18 protein-coding genes are annotated in these 21,542 nt (G+C 65.3%); 5 read left to right on the top strand and 13 right to left on the bottom strand.

Going from position 1 to position 21,542, the window contains the following annotated elements:
* Positions 1 to 9: 9 nt before the first annotated feature.
* The 4 genes from ATK30_RS31705 to ATK30_RS31690 all read right to left on the bottom strand — a co-directional run bounded on the left by ATK30_RS31705 (position 10) and on the right by ATK30_RS31690 (position 4,992).
* Positions 10 to 1,179, bottom strand: a complete 1,170-nt coding sequence (locus tag ATK30_RS31705; RefSeq protein WP_037817312.1) for an FAD binding domain-containing protein — start codon at positions 1,177 to 1,179, stop codon at positions 10 to 12.
* A 12-nt stretch (positions 1,180 to 1,191) separates the two neighbouring features.
* Positions 1,192 to 2,118 (bottom strand): cyclase family protein, encoded by a 927-nt coding sequence (locus ATK30_RS31700; RefSeq protein ID WP_037817311.1) that lies wholly within the window; start codon positions 2,116 to 2,118, stop codon positions 1,192 to 1,194.
* Complete coding sequence (locus ATK30_RS31695) at positions 2,118 to 2,420, bottom strand: Dabb family protein (RefSeq protein ID WP_200864238.1); 303 nt, start codon at positions 2,418 to 2,420, stop codon at positions 2,118 to 2,120. The genes ATK30_RS31700 and ATK30_RS31695 overlap by 1 nt, the downstream gene beginning before the upstream one ends.
* A gap of 97 nt (positions 2,421 to 2,517) precedes the next feature.
* Complete coding sequence (locus tag ATK30_RS31690) at positions 2,518 to 4,992, bottom strand: xanthine dehydrogenase family protein molybdopterin-binding subunit (RefSeq protein ID WP_200864239.1); 2,475 nt, start codon at positions 4,990 to 4,992, stop codon at positions 2,518 to 2,520.
* A gap of 66 nt (positions 4,993 to 5,058) precedes the next feature.
* On the opposite strand from ATK30_RS31690, the gene ATK30_RS31685 reads away from it, so the two are divergent.
* Both ATK30_RS31685 and ATK30_RS31680 read left to right on the top strand, forming a co-directional pair.
* Entirely contained in the window at positions 5,059 to 6,141 is a 1,083-nt protein-coding gene (locus ATK30_RS31685) for an alpha/beta hydrolase family protein (RefSeq protein ID WP_276323840.1), read from the top strand.
* 33 nt (positions 6,142 to 6,174) lie between these two features.
* Positions 6,175 to 6,525, top strand: a complete 351-nt coding sequence (locus ATK30_RS31680; protein ID WP_037817305.1) for a cupin domain-containing protein — start codon at positions 6,175 to 6,177, stop codon at positions 6,523 to 6,525.
* Positions 6,526 to 6,546: 21 nt separating this feature from the next.
* On the opposite strand, the gene ATK30_RS31675 is transcribed toward ATK30_RS31680, so the two are convergent.
* Positions 6,547 to 7,770 (bottom strand): PucR family transcriptional regulator, encoded by a 1,224-nt coding sequence (locus ATK30_RS31675; protein ID WP_043829521.1) that lies wholly within the window; start codon positions 7,768 to 7,770, stop codon positions 6,547 to 6,549.
* A 74-nt stretch (positions 7,771 to 7,844) separates the two neighbouring features.
* On the opposite strand from ATK30_RS31675, the gene ATK30_RS31670 reads away from it, so the two are divergent.
* The 3 genes from ATK30_RS31670 (at position 7,845) to ATK30_RS31660 (ending at position 10,556) form a co-directional block, all read left to right on the top strand.
* Positions 7,845 to 9,059 carry a PucR family transcriptional regulator gene (locus tag ATK30_RS31670; RefSeq protein WP_037817417.1) on the top strand — a complete coding sequence of 405 codons (1,215 nt, stop codon included), beginning with the start codon at positions 7,845 to 7,847 and terminating at the stop codon, positions 9,057 to 9,059.
* Between the two features lie 106 nt (positions 9,060 to 9,165).
* Positions 9,166 to 10,074, top strand: a complete 909-nt coding sequence (locus tag ATK30_RS31665) for an FAD binding domain-containing protein (RefSeq protein WP_205673407.1) — start codon at positions 9,166 to 9,168, stop codon at positions 10,072 to 10,074.
* A complete protein-coding gene (locus ATK30_RS31660) occupies positions 10,071 to 10,556 on the top strand; it encodes a (2Fe-2S)-binding protein (protein WP_037817299.1) in 486 nt (161 codons plus the stop codon). Before ATK30_RS31665 ends, ATK30_RS31660 begins: the two co-directional genes overlap by 4 nt.
* 72 nt (positions 10,557 to 10,628) lie before the next feature.
* Here the strand turns inward: ATK30_RS31660 and ATK30_RS31655 are convergent, their stop codons facing one another.
* The 8 genes from ATK30_RS31655 to ATK30_RS31620 form a co-directional block, all read right to left on the bottom strand.
* Positions 10,629 to 11,912 (bottom strand): flavin monoamine oxidase family protein, encoded by a 1,284-nt coding sequence (locus tag ATK30_RS31655; RefSeq protein ID WP_037817297.1) that lies wholly within the window; start codon positions 11,910 to 11,912, stop codon positions 10,629 to 10,631.
* A complete protein-coding gene (locus tag ATK30_RS31650; protein ID WP_205673408.1) occupies positions 11,912 to 13,246 on the bottom strand; it encodes an APC family permease in 1,335 nt (444 codons plus the stop codon). The genes ATK30_RS31655 and ATK30_RS31650 overlap by 1 nt, the downstream gene beginning before the upstream one ends.
* 426 nt (positions 13,247 to 13,672) lie before the next feature.
* The gene (locus ATK30_RS31645) at positions 13,673 to 16,093 is read right to left on the bottom strand and encodes a xanthine dehydrogenase family protein molybdopterin-binding subunit (protein ID WP_051171848.1); all 2,421 of its coding nucleotides are present in this window, start codon (positions 16,091 to 16,093) and stop codon (positions 13,673 to 13,675) included.
* Entirely contained in the window at positions 16,090 to 16,596 is a 507-nt protein-coding gene (locus ATK30_RS31640) for a (2Fe-2S)-binding protein (protein ID WP_037817294.1), read from the bottom strand. The genes ATK30_RS31645 and ATK30_RS31640 overlap by 4 nt, the downstream gene beginning before the upstream one ends.
* Entirely contained in the window at positions 16,593 to 17,444 is an 852-nt protein-coding gene (locus tag ATK30_RS31635) for an FAD binding domain-containing protein (protein WP_037817292.1), read from the bottom strand. Before ATK30_RS31635 ends, ATK30_RS31640 begins: the two co-directional genes overlap by 4 nt.
* A 287-nt stretch (positions 17,445 to 17,731) precedes the next feature.
* Positions 17,732 to 18,121, bottom strand: coding sequence for a cupin domain-containing protein (locus tag ATK30_RS31630; RefSeq protein WP_063697534.1), 390 nt, complete (start codon positions 18,119 to 18,121; stop codon positions 17,732 to 17,734).
* Between the two features lie 111 nt (positions 18,122 to 18,232).
* On the bottom strand, positions 18,233 to 19,087 hold the full coding sequence (purU, locus tag ATK30_RS45770) for a formyltetrahydrofolate deformylase (protein WP_037817289.1): 855 nt from the start codon (positions 19,085 to 19,087) through the stop codon (positions 18,233 to 18,235).
* Complete coding sequence (locus tag ATK30_RS31620; RefSeq protein ID WP_037817287.1) at positions 19,084 to 21,531, bottom strand: GcvT family protein; 2,448 nt, start codon at positions 21,529 to 21,531, stop codon at positions 19,084 to 19,086. Before ATK30_RS31620 ends, purU begins: the two co-directional genes overlap by 4 nt.
* Positions 21,532 to 21,542 lie beyond the last annotated feature (11 nt).

Genomic DNA, 21,542 nt, shown 5'->3' with positions numbered 1-21,542 from the left:
CTTGTGGAGTTACGGCTCGCGCGGCAAGCCGAATCGGAATTCTGGATCCCCAGGCGCGAAATCCCCGCCGTATTGCAGTCGGGATGCCATTTTGCGCACCTTCTTCAGGTATCCGCGCCCCACCGCGAGTTGCCGGCGCTCCCATTCTTTGAGCCGTTGCACCCGACCCTCCGCCGAACCGGCCAGCGCGTCAGTCAGAGTCCAACCGTCGTAGGCAGCCTTGGCGGCACCGGCCGCAGCGTGTGGCCGCGGAGTGATCGCGGCGTCGCCGACAAGAGCAACCCTGCCGTGCACCGTCGATTTGACGTTTGCGTCGCTGACCACCGTGACGAATGGGAGCGGGGAGGCTTTGACGACCTCACGGAACATTGGAGCCAGTGTCTCGCTTCGTCGATGAAGTTCGGAAAGGGTCCGAGGACACAGCGCGTGCGCATGGACCGACACCGGCAGCCGGATCCCGTGGCAATCGCTCATGATCTCGTCGAGTTCCGGACCAGTCGGCACATTCCAATACCACTGGAAGTTCAGCCGCTTGACAACGCCTGGCTCTTCCCCGGGGATGGGGTACGCGATCAAATGCCCATTCGGAAGATGACCGTAGGTGAAGGCGTTGTCGAAGAAATTCCAGGTGGCCTCGGGAAGATCGGCGGGTTCGACCATGCCCCGCCAGGTCACGTAACCGGCGTACTGCGGCGTCACGCCCGTCAAGCGCTGGCGCACAGTCGACATCCCGCCGTCCGCGCCCACGACGAAGCACGCGTTCACGTCACTGCCGTCGGCGAACCGCAGCTGGACCGATTCGCCGTCCTGGGCGAGACCGACCAGGTTCTTGTCGAGGTGGTATCGGTCGGTGCCGAAAAGTTCAAGGAGCCGACGATAGATGCTGTCGTAGCTGGTGAACCGCCACTCGGCCGAGACAGCCCCTCGTTGCTCCCCCGTGATGGCGTCGACGTACTGCATCGTCGACGACGACACACTCACCGCATCGATGTCAGTCGACGCCCGTTCGACCAGGTAGCGGACAAGCTCGGGTTGCACGACGATGCCGTTGCCGAGACCGGAGAGCACACGGCTCGACCGCTCGTAGACGTCCACCGTGAATCCCGCATCGCACAGCAACAGCGCAGTGGTGAGGCCGCCGATCGATCCGCCGATCACAGCGACGTGGGTGATCTCCATTGTACGGTTCCCTCAGTTGCGCAAAGCCATTGCGATCGGCCGCATAGGCGCGCCACTGGCGCCGCGCAGCCGGATCGGTGCCGCGATAAGGCAGAACTCGGTGACACCATCGGCGGCGAGCTCTTCCAGGTTGAGCAGCTCGATCATCGGCACGCCTGACTCGGCCAGGAAGTGACAGTGTCCCGGAAGCCAGTTGTCCTCGTGCTCAGAAGGGCCGACCTCCACGCATTCCTGGTCCGAGCCCACAATCGAAATGCCCTGCGCGGTGAGCCAGCGTGCGGCGTCAAGGCTCACGCCGGGCGGATTGCCCAACGTCTTCGAGCCGTCGGGCCAGTGCGACATCCGCCCGGTCCGGACGAAGGCGACGTCGCCCTCGTTCAGGCTGAGCCCGGTCGCGCCGAGCGCTTTCTCCAGGTCCTCCACGGTGATCGCGTACGAGTCCGGCAAGCACGCCACCTCATGCTGACCGGCGACGTCGAGCAGGACACCGCGGGTGATGACCGGCGGGATCTGTTCGGCTCCTCCCTTGGTCCACGCACGGCTGCCCAGGTTCGACTCGACGTCGAAGTTGTTGTAGATGCGGCCGTCGATACCGAAGTGGTTCAAGGCGTCGATGTGCGTACCGGTGTGGGTGTACATGAAGATGACGTCGCCGGAATAGCACACGTGCCGGTTGACGGACTCGCCGACGCCGTTGAGGTTGTCGACGGCAGTGCCTTGAGGTGTGTGGCTCATGAAGATCTGGTAGCTGGGGTCGCCGGCCCCCTGGAAGCTCGGCATTCCCACGAAATAGTCGATGCTCAGGTCGTACACCCGGCTCGCGTCCGCCCGGGCCAGCACGTCGGCCCGGACGGTCGGGCTGAGCCGGTTCAACGCACCCAATTGGTCGTCGGCTCCCCATTCACTCGTGCCGACGGCGACTCCTGCCTGCTGCCCCATCACAGGTCGCCGATCTCGAAGTCGACCACCGCGCGGTCGGCGAACATGGGCAGCAGCTTCTCGACGACTTCGAGGTGGAACGGGTCGTTCGAGTACCGGTCCAGATCCGTCCACGAGTCGAAGTCGGTGATGAGCGCGCCGTCCCACGGTGCACCGTTTTCGCCTGTGTCCCCCTGGTGGGAGCCGACGGACCAGCCCTTGATCACCGGGAGTTTGCCCGGCAGCTCATTCAGGATGCCGACAATCTTTTCCTGAGAACTTCCGCTGGCGACGCGCCACACGAAGACATGACGAACGGCCACAATGAATTCCTCTCGTTACACTGCATGGGTTCCGTGCTCGGGACTTCAACCAGTCTTATCCGCTGACGCACGGAGTTGTATTGCGTTGACGGACAAGTCAGCTGCGGGGTTTGTGCGTCAGCTGACATCGCATGAAGATGTCCTCCGGCCGCAGCGGCAGGCGATCAGTGTGGGACCCGTCGCCAAGAGCGTCGTCGAACGCACTGGCCACCGCGGCTCCGACCGCAATGATGCCGACTTCGCCCAGGCCCTTCGCGCCGAGCGGATTGTCCGGCGATGGTGCGTCCTCCGTCGTGAAGATGTCGACGTCTGGCATCTCCAGCGCGGCGGGCAGGAGATAGTCCATAAAGGACGTAGCGGTCGGCTGGCCATCGTCCTCGTAAGTGAATTCCTCGTACAGCGCCCCGCCGATGCCTTGGACGGCCGCGCCGATGATCTGGCCGCGAGTCGTCATCGGGTTGATGATGCGTCCCGTCTCCGCGGTCGTGAAGAAGCGCAGGAACTCGTGGCCGCCGGTCTCCGGATCGACCTCGAGTTGTACGAGCGTGACGCCGTACGGGTAGTTCATCAGATTGTTCCGGTAGACCGCGTCCGCACGCAGACCGGGTTGATCGTCGGCGAGGCGTGCGGAGTATGCATCCCAGCGACCGGCGATCTCGAACAAGCTGAGCCGGGAGTCCGCCCCCCTGACTGTCACCGCTCCGTCCGCCAACTGCAGATCGGCTTCATCGACTTCCAGCATGGTGCTGGCGAGTCGCTTCGCCTTCTCTACGACCTCGATCGCCGCCATCCGCGCGGCGCCCCCGGCCAGGACGGTCGACCGGCTCGACCACGAACCGATGCCGTCGGGAACCAGTTCGGTGTCGCTGTGCTCGACGTCGACCAACTGGGGATCGAGCTGGAGTTGCTCCGCGACGATCTGGGCGAGAACGGTTTCGACCCCCTGGCCCACGGAGGACGCGCCGGTGAGCACACGGACCCGACCGACGGGACTGACTTCGACAGAGCCCGTCTCGTAGAGACCGAGCCCTCCCTTGTCCATCAGCACGCCGAAGCCCACGCCGACGTACCGTCCCTCGGCCCGCAACGCAGCCGCCTCGGTGACCCATTCGTCCCAGCCTGCCTCGGACAGAGCGCGATCGAAATGATCGACAACGTCGCCGGAGTCGAAGTGGAAGGGCTCGTGCACGATGTCGATCCCGGGCGTCCACGGCAAATCCTTCGCCCGCAGCAGGTTTCGTCGGCGGATCTCGACCGGGCTGATTCCGACAGCGGCCGCGGCCAGGTCGAGCAGCCGTTCACGGGCGAAGGTCGATTCGTACCGTCCAGGAGCTCGATAGGCGGCCAGCGGCGTCTTGTTGGTGAAGACGGCATGCAGCGTCGCCTCGTAGCTCGGAACGCGGTACGGACCGAACACGATACCGGTCGTGATGTCGCTGACCAGTGGCTCGGTCTGCCGGAAGAACGCGCCGTGGTTGTGGAAGATCTCGTCCCGCATGGCCAGGATCTCACCTGCGCCGTTCAGCGCGAGCCCCATGCGATGCACCTGCTCGCGCGCGTGCGACGTGGCGACCATGTGCTCCTGGCGGTCCTCGACCCATTTGACCGGCCGCCGAAGGCGCCGCGCAGCCCACGCGGCAACGACGTACTCCGGGAAGACATCGCCCTTGACACCGAAGTTTCCGCCGATCTCCACGTGCCGCATGCGGAGACTCGTCTCGGGCATGCCGAGGATGCGCGAGAGAACCCGCATGTTGCCGTGAACGTGGACGGTCCCCCAGATGTAGAGGATGTCGCGACTCGGGTCGGGTTGGACGACAAAGTTGCGGGTTTCCATCGGGACGCCGGAATGCCGGCCGACGGTGTACTCGTGACACACGACGTGGGCGGCCTCGGCGAACGCGCCGTCGACGTCACCGTAAGCCTTCTCGATTCGCGCGCCTTCATTGCCGTACCCGGGGAAGAGGTCGATCTCCGATTCGAGCGAGCTGACCGGATCCAGCAGGACAGGCAGCGGCTCGTAGTCGACGCTGACCAGTTCCGCGGCGTCTTCGGCCAGGTAAGGATCGTCCGCGAACACCGCCGCGACCGGCTGACCGACGTAACGCACCCGATCCACGGCCAGCACCGGCTGGGTGAAGGCCTCGAGGTTCGGATAGATTTCGTGGTAGCCCGCCTCCTCCAGCGGCACGGTGCCGATGCCGGTCAGATCCTCGCCGGTCAGCACGAGGCGGACCCCGGGCTGGCTTCGGGCCTCCTCGACGTCGATCCCGGCGATCCGGGCGTGCGCCTGGGTCGATCGGACGATGCGTAAGTGCAACTGTCCGGTGAGATCGATATCGCCGGCGAAGGTCGCCGACGCGGTCAGGAAACGCTCGTCTTCGCGGCGCCGAACCGGTTTGCCGATCCAGCGTTGGGGGCATCGCTGCACTGGCGGCTGCCCGGTATTGGATGAGTTCGTCGTATCCGGCACCACCTCAGTATCTAGAGGAATGCCGCCGCCTGCGTTTGCAGACAACGACAAATCGGCCCGGCGAATAGACGTCATGTGCAGACGCGCTGCCCCGGGCACGCCACCACAATGGCGGAGGCAGACCTTCTGCCCACTCCACTTCACAGGACTCACCCAGGGAGCACCGTGTCCGCCACCGACGACGCCGCACCTTCAGACCAGCAGAGCCTCACCCCGGAGCAGGAGATGCTGAACTGGGGTCGCCTCCTCCTCGACGGCGTCCCGTTCGCCGACCTCATCGGAGCCCGTGACCGCCCCAAGGGGATGAGCTGGCTCAATTACTGGCTGGGCCGCTCCAAGGAGTACGAGGAGCTCGCGAACAAGGCGTTCTCCGAGGGGCACCACCTCTCGGCTGGCGAGTACTTCTACCTCGGCACCCTGGCCGCCCAGTACGGCCAATTCCTCTGGTTCGGGCCTGAGCGCGGCGTGGCGCAGCAGCGCAAGGCCGCGCTGTACCGCCAGGCCGCGCCTCTCCTCGACCCGCCTGCTCACGAAGCAGATCTGGTCATCGACGGCGTCCCGGTGCGGGCATACGTCCGTACGCCGAACCGGCCGGCGCCCCATCCTGCGGTGATCATGCTTGGCGGCTTGGAAAGCACCAAAGAGGAGAGCCGCCACATGGAGGATCTCGTGCTTGCGCGCGGGATGGCCACCGTGACGTTCGACGGTCCGGGCCAGGGAGAAACGTTCGATTCCCGGGCCCTGGCAGGAGATTTCGAACGCTTCACCTCCGCGGTGGTCGACTACCTCACCGACCGGGACGACATCGATGCCGCCGCGATCGGCGTGCTGGGCCGAAGTCTTGGCGGAAACTACGCCTTGAAGTCCGCCGCCTGCGACGACCGGATCGCCGCCTGTGTCAGCTGGGGCGGGTTCTCCGACATGGACTCCTGGGAGGCCGAAACGCCCATGACCAAGGAGAGCTGGCGATACGTGAGCAAGGTCGAGACCCTCGACGAGGCCCGTGACCACGTCCAGAAGGCGACGGAGACCCGCCATGTTCTCGGCAAGCTCCGTTGTCCCACCTACATCCTGCACGGAGCGCTCGACGAGGTGCCGCTCAGCTTTGTGGACACTGTCCGCAACCACGTCACGAACGCACCGCTCACCATCGTGGTCGAGAACGAAGGCGATCACTGCTGCCACAACCTCGGACTGCGACCCCGACTGGCGATGGCCGACTGGATCCACGACCAGCTCGTCAAATAGCCCATCCAAGTACGCCGAGAAAGGACTACGCCGATGACCGCGATCCGTTCCGTTACGACGTCCGAAGCTCCGCTGGAAGTGTGGCAGCCGGAGGGGGTCACCGTCCTCGACGGCAACCCTCATGGGCACGGATTCACCCTCTTCGAGCAAACCGTCGGCCCGGCGTTCGCCACCGGCGTATTCGCCTGCCAGCCGTCGACCACTACGTATGAACTCACCTCGAACGAGATCATTTACGTCTTGCAGGGGTCGGTAAGCATCGCACTCGATGGCCAGGAAGCGGTCGAGCTCACCACCGGTGACCTGGCGCTGCTGCCCAAGGGACATCAATCCACCTGGACCTTCCACACTCCCTTCAAGGAAGTGTGGTTCTTGGTGGACTGACAAGACAGTCGGCAAACTGATTCAGAGCGCGGGCGTCGGGAGGCTGGGATCGGTCGTCGAAGACGGCTCATCCCGGCCGATCGACGCCACGAGCTTGGCCAGCCGCAGTGCGATCGGCAGCTCTTCTCGATGCATCGCCTCGGCACCGATCTTGGACTCCGCGGAGCGCAGCCGATACGCGACTGTCCGGCTGTGCACACCGAGTCGCTGGGCAGTGGCCACCGCGTTCTCGCCGACCGCGAAGTACATGTGCAGAGTCTCGACCAGCACATTGTCCGGGTCGAAGACGTCGCCCAGAGGCTTGAGCTCGTCCAGGACGAATGCGCGCGTCGCAGGCAGATCGTGCATCGCCAAGGTCTCGAGCACGACGTCGTCGTACCAGACCTCTGCCAGCCCCAGTGCCTCGGCCACGATTCGCGCCTCGCCCGCCTGCCGATGGCTCAGCCGGAATCCTTCGAGCCCTGCACCAACAGCACCGAACGCCACTCTCGCGCCGGCAGGCCAGTCGATGCCGGCCAGCCGCTCGGACGGCTTGCCCTGCCGAGCCGACCACGGCAACCATACGTAGCTGTCGCCCTGCGCGGTCACGCCGAGCAACGGCCGACGCCCCTCCTTGACCCCGATCAACCGGGCAACCGCGTCAGGCTGCGCGCCCCATACCTGAGCTGCCAGGTGAAGGCCGTCGAAGGTGTACTCGAGTTCTGCGGTATCCACCGGCAAGCCAGCGAGCAGCGCGTTCAGCGTCGACATCTTGCGCCGTTCGCGGCTCTGCAGCGCGTAGACCGAGCTCTCCTGCTCGAACGCTTCGATAATGGCACCCGAGATGATCTCGTTCCACCCGTAGTGGTGTGCGCTGGCGCGGCGCAGAACCGCTACGCGCTCCTCAGTGTCCTCAAGCAGGCGATGCGCCTCCTCGAGCACGAAATCCCAGGTCACTGACTGCGCGACACGCGAGGCCTGCAAGAACAGCGGCAGGCTTATCCCGGCACGAGCGGCCAACCGCACCTCGCGCAGGGCCTCGTTGGAGGCCCGGACGGATCCGGCGCTGCCGACGGCGATGTAGTCGAGCACGTCGCGCAGCGACGCCGTGATTGCCTCGGACTCCGCCACCGACAACTGCTCATTGCCGGCCAGCCTGTACTCGGCTGGCTCGGTCTGCAACCGCCGGCGGATCACGTCGTACAGCTCGGGTACGCGTTCCCGCACCGCGTCGGTCACTTGCCGAAGTCCGGATTCAATCGACACGTTCGCATCCTAGGACCTGCGTGAACGCCGAGCACAGGCTCGGACCGGTCCGGGGTTCAACTACGCTGCAGGTTGTGTTCGACGTCGACCCTATCCGCGCCACGAGCCGCGCACTGGCCGAACGGCTGCCGGAGCTGACGGCACTGGTCCGCCGCCGCTTGCGCGAGAAGGTTCCGACCTACGCGGCCGACCTCGACCCGGCATTGAGCGTCCACGAGACAGAGCGCATAGCCGCCGCACTGCAGTCGTTCAGCGACGGCATCTCCGGCACGCCGGAGCCAAACGAGGACGTGATCCGCGAAGCCACCAGCGAGGCGCGCAGCGCCGCCCAGGCAGGACTCGATCTCAACAGTCTCATCCAGACCTATCGCGTGGCGCAGGCCGTGATCTGGGACGTAGTACTGACCGAAACGGCGTCACTGATCCCGGACCCGGACCAGCAGTTGATCGTCCAGAAGCACATGTCGCAGTTCCACTTCCGCTGGAACGACACCGTTGTCTCCGCCGTGGTGCGGGCCTACCAGGACGAGCAGCGCCGGTTCTTCTTCCAGTCCCGCGATCGGCGGCTCCGCTCGGCGCTGCGAGAGCTCATCGCTGGCCGAACAGACGCGCTGCCGGACGTCGCCTATCCGCTGGCCGCGACCCACCTTGCTGCCGTGGTCTGGGGCGACCGGCCCGAACGCACCATCCAGGACATCGCCACCGCGGCTGGTACTGAGGTGGTTCTCTCGGTCGAGAGCATCTCGGCAACGACTCTGGCCTGGTTCGCACTGGACGACCACATGTCGGCACAGGAGCGTCTGCGCGCCGGGTTCGTACCGGCTATCGGCACCGGGGTCGCCTTCGGCAGGCTGGCGGCCGGACTGGCGGGCTTCCGCACAACCCATCATCAAGCCTGGCGCGCCTATCGTGTCGGGTGGCTGACGAATTCCCCGGTCACCCACTACGCGGACATCGCACTGGAGGCGTTGTTCCTCCGCGACCTGCAAGCCACCCGTGACCTGGTCACCCAAGAGCTCGGCCCGCTCGACCTCAGCGACCCGCGGACGGAACTTCTGTGCGAGACCATGCGGGTGTACTTCGCGGCGGGCTGCAATGCCGCGAAGGCCGCAACCCAGTTGCAGGTGCACGAACGCACCGTCGCATATCGGCTGCGGACTGTCGAAGAACGACTCGGCATGGATGTCATCAGCCGTCGCAACGAACTCGTTGTCGCGCTGCGGCTGCTCACCGCCCTACGAGCGATATCAAGCACTACATCGCCGGTCGGTCCGGTGGTCCGGATCTGACCGACGCCAGGACCGAGCAGCCAGGCGATACTCAGATGTGCGCAACGACGGCACGGTCGTTGTCGTGCATTGTGGAGCGTGAGCGGCTGCGAGCGAGTCATAGTGAATGCATGAACAGTTCGGCCATCGGGACGCCGCTATGAAGCCGCCGTCGTTCGACTACGCCGTCGCCGATTCCGTGGAGAGCGCAGTCAGTCACCTGCGCGAGGCGGGAGAAGACGCGAAGCTCCTGGCCGGCGGTCAGAGCCTCGTACCGCTGATGAACTTCCGGCTGGCTCGCCCCTCGTTGCTCGTCGACGTCAACCGAATCCCGAGACTGTCCGACATCGTCGTTGACGACGACTTTGTCCGGATCGGTGCGCTTACCCGGCACCATCGCCTCGAAACGTCCTCCACGATCGCCAAACACATACCGCTGCTCCGCGAGGCCGCGGGCTGGATAGCACATCCGCAGATCCGCAATCGCGGGACTATCGGCGGATCGCTGGCACATGCCGATGCGTCGGCGGAACTGCCGGTCGTCCTGCTCGCCCTCGACGCGACGGTGACGGTGAAATCACCTGATCATGACCGTCACCTCGCGGTCGGAGACCTGGCGGTCGGTCATCTCGTCAGTTCCCTGAACCCGGACGAAATGATCGTGAACGTCGAGGTTCCGAGGTTGCCGGCGCGCACAGGTTGCGCCTTTACCGAGTTCGCCCGCCGCCACGGCGACTACGCCGTGGGCGGCGCGGCGAGCGTGCTGACCTTCGACGAGGCAGGCATCTGTACCCGAGCACGGATCACCGTACTCGGCGGCGGTGCCACGGCGACCCGGCGCGATGAGGCGGAAGCCGCCCTCGTCGGCACGTCGGTCACGTCGTCGGACGCGCAGACGGCCGGGCATCTCGCCAGCGCGGACCTCGAACCGATGCCCACGCTGCACGGCGGCTCCGAGTACCGCCGGCACATCATCACGGCAATGGTGTGCCGGGCCGTCAACACCGCTGCCAGCCGAGCGAGGAGCACTCTGTGAACGGATACGACGTCACTGTGGTCGTCAACGGGCAGACGTACGAAAAGCGGGTCGAACCGCGCCGTCTTCTGTCTGACTTCCTCCGACATGACCTGCACCTGCGCGGCACCAGGGTGGGCTGTGAGCACGGCGTGTGCGGGTCGTGCACCGTCTTGCTCGACGGCGAGCCGGTGCGGTCGTGCACCACGCTGGCCGTCCAGACCGACGGCTGCGAGGTTCAGACGGTGGAGAGCCTCGCGGAGTCCAGTGGGTCCGATATGCACCCCTTGCAGGAGGCGTTCTCCGAATGCCACGCGCTCCAGTGCGGGTTCTGCACGTCCGGTTTCCTGATGACCTTGAAACCGGTGTACGACAGCGGGGCATCCTTGAGCCGCGAGCAGGTCCGAGAGACGATTTCGGGAAATCTGTGCCGGTGCACTGGATACCAGCAGATCGTCGAGGCGACCGAGCTCGCCTTGCAGCGGCGTGACGAGGACAGCTGATACGCCATTTTCATCGTGTATGAGAAAACGGGCCCCCGGTTGCGGTGGCCCGTTTTCTCATACACGAAACAATCAGGTCCGGCCGAGGATTTCCGCGACGACCTGATCCGCTGTCTCCAGCGCACCCTCTATGTATCCCGGAAAGCGCAGCGAAACATCGGATCCCGCGAAATGCACTGCGCCGTGCGGATCGGCCAGGGACTTGTGCACCTTGCTGAACTGGCCGACCCTGGGCGACACCCACGGACCGAGAAACAACGGATCACGAGACCAATCGTGGTAGTCCACTCCCGTCACGACGGCTTCGGGCAAGTAGTACTTGACCGCGGCAGCGACGGCTTCGCCGTCGGCAGGATCCAGCGAGCTGGAGTCGGTGAACCCCACCAGGATTCGGCCTCCGTCTTCGGCGGGCAGGTAGTCGTAGAGGGTCGGCAGTACACCGTCGCCGGTACAGGACATCCCGGCCGGCACGTTGCTCACCTGGATCAGCAGCTTCAGCCCCCGGCAGCCGTGTCCGTCCTTCACCACCGCGGCCGGTCCGGCGGGCAACGGCGGATCGAACTCGACGTTGCGCCAAGTGTTGAGAGGCGTGGCGACGACAACGTGGCGGGCGTGGAGGAGTTCGCCGCCGTCGATCACGACCTCCGCTCCCTCCGGTCGTTGCCTGATCGCATTCACGACAGCACCGAGCCGCATCGAAGGAACGTCGGCCGCCATCGCCTCGACCCACGCGGAGGTGCCGTCGGAAAGCACCTCGTCGAGGGACAACACGATTCCTAACACGCTATAGCCGTGTGCGGCGATGAACTGCAGGGCCCATAGCGCCGACGCCTCGGAGACAGGTTGCCCCAGCATGTTCCAGCTCCATGACAAGACGAGCTGGCGCGTCACGGGAGGCAGCTTCAGCGACTCGACGTAGTCGAGCAGCGGGATGTCCAGGTCGTCGAGGCCCTGGCGATCCAAGCCGGCATCGACGTCGATCCGGTGCGCGTCGCGCAGCAGGCGATACAAGCCGCCTTCGGCTTCGGCCGCCTCCTCGATGGGAATCGGGAACGCCGAATTATGGCCACCGGGACCGAGCCTGTTCTGGAATACGGTAGCCGGTGCCGCCGGCTCGGTCCGCAAGCTGTAGCGGTCGATCTCGGCTGCGACGCGCGGATGGTGGTGCCGTGAGATGTAGGCGCCGCCGAGTTCCACCCACACCGACGGGGAAGTCCGCGATCGGCGGCGATACGCGCGGCCACCGACCCGATCGCCCCCTTCGAGCAGAAGCACGGACTGACCCGCCGCGGCAAGTTCGCGCGCCGCGCGCAGACCGGCGAATCCCGCACCGACAACGATCGTGTCGTAAACCATCACGCCTCTTTTCCGGTATCGCTGCGACGTGCTACCAGCTGCCGTGCCGCCATGATGAGCATCATGGCGGCGATCGCCGCCGGAGCTACCCAGGTCATGTAGTCCAACGGGGTTCCGGTCGGGTTCACGATCGAGTTGACATACGAACCTCCGATGCCGATGACCCCGACCACGCAGGCGATCGTCCTGGCCACGGTCAGTTCGCCGGCACGCCTCAGCAGCACCATCGAGCCGATGCAGATCAACACGTACGGCAGCACCCACAAGTAGGGGAACAACGTCGCGAGATACTGATACACCTCGAACGGCGTCGCCTTCGTCACCGCGCTCAAGACGATGGGAAAGACCAACGCCACAATCCCGATCGTGAGGATCGCGGCCGCCGGAGTGTGAGTCCGGCGATGGACGCGTCCGATGCTCGCCGGCAACAGCCCTTCGCTGGCCATCGTGGCCCACACGCGGGAGGCGTAGTTCAGGAAACCGACTACGATGGCGTAGGAACTGAGAACCAGCGCAACATCGGCGACTGGCGCGAGAAAACCCAGCCCGGACTTCTGTGCCATAGCCGAAATCGGCGATTCGCCCGCGGCGATCTGGTCCCCGATCGCGCCGAGCGAAGGCACCGACAGCAGCGATGCCAGGACCGCGATGCCACCCACGATCAACGGGACCCTGATCATCAAGCGCGGCACGGTGCGCATGGGGTCCGCGGTCTCCAGGGCGGTGGCCGCGCTGGCCTCGAACCCGACGAAGAATGTTGCGCAGAGAACGAGACCGAGAGTGAACCCGCCCATAGAGAAATCACCGAACGTGAACTGGCTGCCGAAGTCGAAACCCGGCGTGAACAGATTCGCGACGAGCACGACAACGACAACGGGAGCCGACAGGATCAACAGCCAAATGCTGATCTTCACCGAGGTGTCGAGACTGCGAAATGCCAGCAGGCCAGCCGTCGTAATCGTCACCAGGTAGATGACTACTTGGCCGGGCAACGACGTGGCGCCCGAGAACCCGAACACCGAAGACATCATGCTGCTGGCATAGAGGCCCAGGACGCCGAGCATCACCATCATTCCCACCGCATAGCCGACCGCGAGCGAGGCACCGGTCACGAACTTCGCGGAACGACCGAAAACGTGACCGATGTACGAGTACAGCGCACCCGACACCACGAACCGCCGGGCGAACGGCACAATGGCCACCCCCACGCACGCCATGACCACGGCCCCAGCGAGCGCGGACAGCCATCCGGACGAGCCGGCGGCCCCGCCGACGAACGAACCCACGGTGGCCGCAGTCAGGACTGGGCTGAAGACCACGATCGCGAGTCCCATGGCCTTGCCCATGCTCAACGTGCCGCGCTCGAGGCCTTCGAGACCGTCCTGGCCGCCGTCAACGGCGCCTGTCAAGGGAGACGTCTCCGCTCCGGTTTGAGGTGAATCCATCCGGTTCTCCTTCTCTGCATCTCGGTCGCGGTACCGTCTGACCGCTTCGAGTGACCGAGATAACTATTGACGCTGCGGATGGGTATTCCACCGGCGAAGCCTCACAAAGCCTCGGACGAAGTTGTCGCAGTCTGCATATGATCAAATTGCAGCGACTACAGTGCCGCAAAACACCGGAAGAGTTGATGCTTCCGGTAAACGTTTAACAAAAGATCGGCACGGCTCGCAAATTGATCGTTTCGACTATTTTCGTGGTCTTGCTGGAGCACTCGGCTTGACGCTGAGGTCATTTGACCTCAGCGTCAAGGCGACTGCTCAACTGACCGACTGCGCTTTCGGCTGTTCACGGGATTTCCTGATCGCGTCGAAGATGCGCTCAGGGGTGGCGGGCAGTTCTCGGATGATGGCGGCGAAGGGCGTCAATGCGTCGTTCACGGCATTGAGGACCGCTGCCGGGGCTGCGATGAGCCCAGATTCGCCCATACCCTTGACGCCATAGGCGGTGTGCGCGGAGGGCGAGCACAGATGGGCGATCTCGAACGGAGGCGAGACGTCCATGGTCGGGACCTGGTAGTCGAGCAGCGTGGTGGTTTGCAACTGGCCGTCGCCGTCGTAGACAAGCCTCTCGAAGAGCGCCGCGCCGATTCCCTGGACCACCCCGCCGCGAATCTGGCCGTCGACGATGTCGGGATTGATGATGGTGCCGGCGTCCTCCACGGAGTAGACCTTCTCCACCTTGACGAAGCCCGTGAACGCGTCCACCTCGACGATCACCGCGTGGCCGCCGTTGGAGAACATCGGCCGGGACGGATCGTAGGCAGCCGTGGCTTCCATCGCCGGGTCGAATCCATCCGGCCAGACAGTGGAGTCGAAATAGATGGACGTGCAGATGTCGGTCACACTGACGGAGGCGTCCGGTACGCCCGCGACACGTGCGCTGCCGTCCTCCAGCTGGATGTCGTCCGGGGAGGCCTCGAGCATCGATGCGGCGACAGCGATGATCTTCTCCCTCAGTACGTGGGCGGCGCTGCTCACGGCACCGCCGGCTACCACCGCGCCCCGGCTGCCGAGGGTTCCGCTGCCGTACGCGTGCGAAGTCGACTCGCCTGCCCGCACAGTGACGTTCTCGTACGGGATTCCGAGCATGTCCGCGGCGACCTGGGCCATCGTCGTCCGGTTTCCCTGGCCCTGCGTCGTCAGTCCGATGGTGACGGTGGCGCATCCGTTGGGATCCATCCGGACGGTCGCGGTGTCGTGATAGACGTCGGGGAGGCCGTGAACGGCTCCCATGGCCGTGCTCTCACCGCTGCTTTCCACGAAGACGCTCAACCCGAGGCCGAGGTAGCGGCCCCGTTCCCTGGCCTCGGCTTGCCGGGCGAGGAACGCCGGATAGTCGACCATCTTCTCCAGCATGTTGATGGTCTCGAGCCAGCTTCCTTCGTCAAAGCAGATTCCCTGTGGATTGACCCAGGGAAATCCCTTGACCACGTTCTGGCGCCGGAACTCGAACGGCGACATGCCGCACGCCCGTGCCGCCTCGTCGGCCAGCGCCTCCCGAGCAAGCGTCCCGGCCATGTATCCGACTCCGCGGTAGGCGCCGACCGGGCACTTGTTGGTAGCAGTCGCCTCGTACACGTAGGTTGTCGCGGGAATGTCGTAGACGCCGGTCGGCGTGACGGCCGCCGCGCACCAGGGCTCGACGGCCATGGACCAGGGCACCGAATGGTAGGCACCGCCGTCTCCGAGAGCGTGGGTTCTCACGGCGGAGATCCGCGCCTGCTCGTCGAGGGCGTAGGCGATCGTGACGAACTGCTCGTGCGCGTGGGTCGCCGCCATGAGGTTCTCGCGGCGGTCCTCGACCCAGGAGACCGGCGATCCCAGTTCACGTGCGAGCAGCGGGATGATCAGTTCCTCCGGGTACAGGTGCGCTTTCTGCCCGAACCCGCCTCCGGTGTCGGGGGTCAGCACCTCGACCCGGTGTTCGGGGAACTCCAGGTAGGCAGTCAGGCAGTACCGCACGTAGTGCGGCACCTGGCTCGACGTCCAGACCCGGAGGTTCTGGCTTGTCCAGTCGTAGTCGGCGATACATCCGCGGGTCTCCATGGGCAATGCCGCCAGCCGACCGGTGTAGTAAGTCGCCTCCACGACTCGGTGTGCCTCGTCGAATGCGGTATCGACGTCGCCGAACGTCGCTCCTCCGAGCAGGCCGATGTTGTCGCTCAGCTGCTCGTTGGCGGCCGGGCCTCCTTTGCGGGCCGTCAGTGGGTCGACGACGACCGGCAGCTCGTCGAAGTCGAGGGAGACCAGATCGGCGGCATCTTCGGCCACTGCACGGCTGTCGGCGACAACGACCGCCACCGACTCGCCGACATACCGTACGACGTCGGTGGCCATGAGGGGCATGACAGTCGGAACGCAGCCCTCGACGTTGAGGACGCCTTCGACACCGCTGCAGAACCGGGCCGCATCGGCACCGGTCCATACGAGGTGGACGCCGGGAAGACCGGAAGCTGCGCTGGTGTCGATTCCGGTGATCCGGGCATGAGCAACCGGGCTGCGCACGAAGGCCGCGTGCAACTTTCCGGGCAGCCGCACATCGGCGAGATACTGCCCGCGGCCGGTCAGCAGCCGAGGGTCTTCATGCCGTTGTACGCGCGCCCCCACGGCCCGTGCCGCGACCTGCGGTGTCTTCGAGTGCGGCCCGTTCACCTGGTTCGTCTGGTCAGCTGCGGTCATTGGCCGACCTCGTTCGCGTTGCCGTGCGCCGCGTCCAGAACAGCTTCGACGATCTTTTCGTAACCGGTGCAACGACACAGGCAACCGGACAGCCCGTCCACGACTTCCTCTCTGGTAGGCCGCGGATTGTGCTCCAGAAGTGCCGTCGCCGACATCAGGAACCCGGCCGTACAGAAGCCGCACTGCAACGCGTGCTGCCGACGGAACGACTCCTGCAGCGGAGACAGCGAGCTTCGTCCGGCCAGGCCCTCCACCGTGCGCAGCTCGTGGCCGTCCGCCTGTGCTGCCAGCATCAGACATGACCGCACCGGCTTGTCATCGAGCAGCACGGTGCATGCTCCGCACACTCCGTGCTCGCAGCCCAGTTTCGTGCCGGTCAGCCCGAGTTGATCTCGGAGGTGATCGGCCAGGCTGTCCCGTGCGGCGACCCTGGTTGTGGTCTCCCGCCCGTTGACGCGAATCGTCACGTCGAGATGCTCGGCGGGTTGGGCTTTCGTGGTCATCGACGACCTCCTGCGTCTGCTACGGCGCGCTCGACAAGTCCAGCGACGAGATGAGCGCGGTACTCACGGGATCCGTGGATGTCCGAAATGAAGGACAACGAGGCAGCTGCTGCCTCGCCGGCCGATCTGGCGGCATCTCTGTCCACATCGGACCCGATGACGGCCTCCTCGGCGGCCGTCACACGCTGGAGAGTCCCTACCGCCGCGCCCACGGTGATCGTCGCCGCAGTGCACGTATTGGCGTTGAACTCGAGGCGCACGCCGACCAGCGCCAGGCCGTAGTCGCCCGCCCTGCGCGCCACCTCGTGGAAGCTCCAACCACGGGCGTGGGTCGGCAACCACACGTCGGTGAGGATCTCGTCCGGCCGGATACTTGTCATGTAAGGGCCGAGGAAGAGCTCTTCGGCCGGAATCGTCCGGCGTCCCCGCACGCTCTGCACCTCGACCGCGCCGCCCAGGGTCAACAGCGCAAGCGGCCACTCGCCCGCGTTGTCGCCGTGCACGATCGAGCCGCCGATGGTGCCCCGCGACCGGATCTGGACGTGCGCGATGTTGCGCCCTGCTTCGATCATCAGCGGCAACCGCTCGCGCACAAGGGGCGACGTAATCACCCTCTCGTGCGTGACCATCGCCCCGACACGCAGATAGTCGCCCGCTTCCTCGATCCGGTCCAGGCCTGGTATCCGTCCGATATCGACCAGCGTCGACGGGATGGCGAGCCGGATGGCCAGCAGCGGCATCAGGCTCTGGCCACCAGCGACGATCTTGGCGTCATCGTCTGCGTCGAGCAGGGCACACGCCTGTTCGATGGTTCGCGGTGCGACGTACCGCAGCGCGGGTAGCTTCACGGCGCCCTCCTGTCGGGTTCGGCTGATTCACTGTGCCGCACCTGGAGAGATTGCGCTCTGACCGACAATGACAACCGAAGAAGCTCCTTTGTGCACATCATGCTTATTTCAGGTAAGCTGCTGCCGCGTCGATGGGTCTTTGCAACGCTTCATCCCGGCGAGCGGCAGGGCAGGTCGGAAAAATACGGGGCCATGGGCCGGATCAGCCTGGATCCTGTTGAGATGCCGCCGGCGTCGCGACCAGGCACCTTCGGCGGCAAGAAAGTCACACACGTCGGAGAGTTCGCTCACGGGAGCCTTTTTGCCGCCAATCGGACATTGTCGGCGTCGTCCCGGCTGACGTGGACGATCACATACGTCTTGCGAAGGCTCTCGTGGACGCGCCAACTGCCCTTCCACCCGTCGGGCAGTACGACGATGGAACCGGGGACCAGGCGGACAACTTGCCCGTCCTCGCCCGTGAGAGTGGCGGAACCGGCCAAGATCTGGCAGATCTCGTGGGAACCGTTCCGGGCGGTGGTAAATACACCCGGCTCGCACTCCCACACCCCGGTTTCGACGGTGCCTGCGGACCAGACGGGGAGGGTAGCCTCACGTTGGTCGCTCAGGCTGGTGGATTTCGGCGTAGACGCGGGAAGTTGCGTCGTCACGGCATCTTCGAGGTGTGTCATCGTCATGGTCGTCCCTAACGTTCGGGTGGTCAGGTTGGCGCTCGGCGCGCGAAGTCGGCCGTGCGCTGGAAGCTGGTCACGCCGGATCTCCCGGCAGCCGGCTCTCCGCGAAGCCTCCTACCGCCGAAAGACCACCGTCTTGTTTCCATTGATCATCACCCGGTGCTCCGCATGCGCTGCCACGGCGCGTGCCAGCGCCAAAGCTTCCAAGTCTTTGCCGATCTCCGTCAGAGCAGCCGCGGAATGACTGTGATCGGCGGGCGCGAACCCCTGCTCGATGATCGGTCCTTCGTCGAGATCCGACGTCACGTAGTGGGCTGTCGCGCCGACTACCTTGACGCCCCGAGCGTGAGCTTGGAAGTACGGTCGGGCGCCCTTGAAGCTGGGGAGGAGACTGTGGTGGATGTTGATGGCACGCCCGCGCAGTTCCCGGCAGAGGCTGTCGGACAGGATCTGCATATAGCGAGCGAGGACCACAGTCTCCGCAGAGTATGCGGTCACGAGCTTCCGCAGCTCGTCCTCCGCCCGCTGTTTCGTGTCCGGTGCCACCGGAACGTGGTGGAACGGGATCCCGTGCCAGTCCACCAATGGTCGCAGATCCTCATGATTGGACACCACGGCAACGATCTCCGCACGCAGCGAACCCGTCCGGACCCGGTGCAGCAGATCATTGAGGCAGTGGCCCTGTTTGGACACCATGACGAGCAGCCGGTGACGGTGACCGGGGTCGTGAATTGCCCAAGTCATGTCCAACGGATCAGACACGGAGCCGAATTCCGAGCGCAGCGACGAGAGATCGACGGGTGCGCCCTCCGCGGCGTGGACCCGCATGAAGAACAGACCGGTAGCTTCATCCCCGAACTGCTGGCTGTCTCGGATGGTGAACCCTCGGTCGGCGAGGAATCCGGCGACCGCCGCGACAATCCCCGGCCGATCGGCGCAGGACAACGTCAACACGATTTCACTTGTCACGACTTGGGCCTTTCCGACTTCGGGTCGTACAGGGGACGCAAGGACGCTCGCGCCCGCACTCGGCGATTGCCTGTCTCGATCTCGTAGTCCCCTTCCTCGAACCAGGTCCGGGCGACGGCTTCGGGGGCACTCACCCAGCCGAGCGCCACGGCGGCTCCCAAGGTGTGGCCGAACTGAGCAGACGCGACGCGGCCGACGAGATGTCCGTCCCGGAAGATCGGCTCGTCGTGGAAGAGGAGCGCGTCGGACTCGGTCAGCGTGAATTGGACGAGCCGGCGCGAGACTCCCGCCGTTTTGGCCTGTGCCAGGGCTTCCCTGCCGATGAACCCACCGGGCTTGTCCCACTTCACGGCGAAACCGAGTCCTGCTTCCAGCGGGTTGTCGCCGGCCGAGATGTCGTGGCCCCAGCTGCGGTAGCCCTTCTCCAGCCGCAGGGAGTTCATCGCGTGATACCCGGCGGGCTTGATCCCGCACGACTGCCCGGCTTCGAAGAGCACGTCCCAGACATGGTGCGCGATTTCGGCGGGGATCAGCAGCTCCCATCCGAGCTCGCCGACGTACGTCACGCGCGTTGCGCGCACGAAGCCGAGGCCGAGGTCGATTTCGGCCGATGCGCCGAACGGGAATGCTTCCGATGACAAGTCGGCGTCCGTCACCTGCCGGAGGAGCCGACGGGAGTCCGGGCCCATGACCGCGAGCATCGCCATGGTCCCGCTTACGTCGGCAACGGTGCAGAAGTCTTGATCGGTGAGGTGCCGCCGCAGGTGGGCCAGGTCCCGGTTGACCGTCGCGGGTCCGGAGAGCACGAGGAACCGGTCCTCGTCGAGCCGGGTCACGGTGACGTCCGCTTCGATCCCGCCATGCTCGTTGAGCCACTGTGTGTATGTGATCCGCCCGGTTCGGGTATCGACATCGTTCACCGACAGCCGCTGCAGCACACGCACCGCGTCCCGTCCTTGGACCAGCAGCTTCCCAAAGGAGGAAGTGTCGATCACGCCGACGCGTTCCCGGACGGCGCGATGTTCGGCCGCCGAGTGCTCGAACCAGTTTTGCCGCTCGAAGGTGTATTCGTAGCGTCGCTCCGCATCGGACGGCGCGTACCAGTTCGCCCGCTCCCAGCCGCACAGCTCGCCGAAAACCGCACCCGCCGCCGCGGTCTTGCCGTGCAACGGGCTGATCCGCAAAGGGCGGGCGCTGGTGCGCTGTTGGAACGGCCAATGGATTTCGTAGGCCAGATCCAGTGATTCGAGCGCTCGTTGTTCGAGAAACCGCCGATTCGTCTCGTGCCGCTGCACCCGGCCCAAGTCGGTTTCGGGCAGGTCGACCGGACTGCGGCCGTCCACGATCCGATCGGCCAGCACCGAGCCGGCACCCGGTCCCGACAGGAAGCCTACGGAGTTGAACCCGGCGGCGACGAAGTAGTTGCGCAGGTTCGGGGCTTCGCCCAGATGGTACTGGCCGTCCGGGGTGAAGCTTTCCGGGCCGCAGAAGTGGAGGCGGATTCCCGCGTCCTTGAGGACGGGCATCCGGTGGATCAGCTTCTCGTAGTAAGGGCCGAGGTGATCCCAGTCCTCGGGCAGCTGCACGAATCCTTTGTCCGCCGGGATTCCCTGGCTGCCCCAGGCGTAGCTTCCCGGCTCGAAGAACCCGACCATCAGCCCGCCGGCTTCGTCCTTCACGTACGCGTACTCGTCGCCGCTTTTGACCGTCGGCAGGTTTCGCGGCAAGTCCGGAATCAGGTCGGTGACGACGTAGTAGTGCGCCAATGCCTGCAGCGGCACTTCCACACCCGCTTTGGCGCCGAATTCCCGCCCCCACAGTCCGGTCGCGTTGACTACGTACTCCACCTCGATGTCTCCCTGCGCCGTACGGACGCCCACGACCCGGTCGTGAGACGTGAGCACGTCGACGGCCGAGATGCCTTCCAGTACCTGCACGCCGCGGCGCGTCGCTCCCCGAACCAGCGACATCGTCGTGTCGGTCGCGGTTCCTCGGCCGTCTCGCGGGAAGTGGAGACTTCCGTGCAGCCCGTCGGGATTCAGCAGCGGATGGACCCGGATCGTCTGCTCGACGTCGAGCAATTCCGCTTCGATCCCGTTGCTGCGAACGACGCTGGCCTGGTGGCGCAACTCATCGATGCGAGCCGCAGACGTCGCGATGTTGAGCGTGCCGGTCTCGACGAAGCCGGTCGAGAACCCCGTGTCCTCTTCAAGGGACTTAAAGATCTCGAGGCTGCGTCGCACGATCGCGCGCGTGCCGTACGTCCCGCGTGCCTGGGTCACGAGGCCGGCCGCGTGCCACGTGGTGCCGGACGTCACTGTGTTCTTCTCCAGTACGACCACGTCGGTCCAGCCGCGGCGCGCGAGATGGTACGCGGTGCTGGCGCCGACGATGCCGCCGCCGACGATGACGACCTGTGCCCGCGCGGGCAACCTGAGTCCCATGAAATCCGCCC

Origin of the sequence: Amycolatopsis echigonensis (assembly GCF_002846615.1) — a bacterium.
GTDB classification, from domain to species: Bacteria; Actinomycetota; Actinomycetes; order Mycobacteriales; family Pseudonocardiaceae; genus Amycolatopsis; species Amycolatopsis echigonensis.
This window is presented reverse-complemented; position numbering and strand designations above follow the sequence as displayed.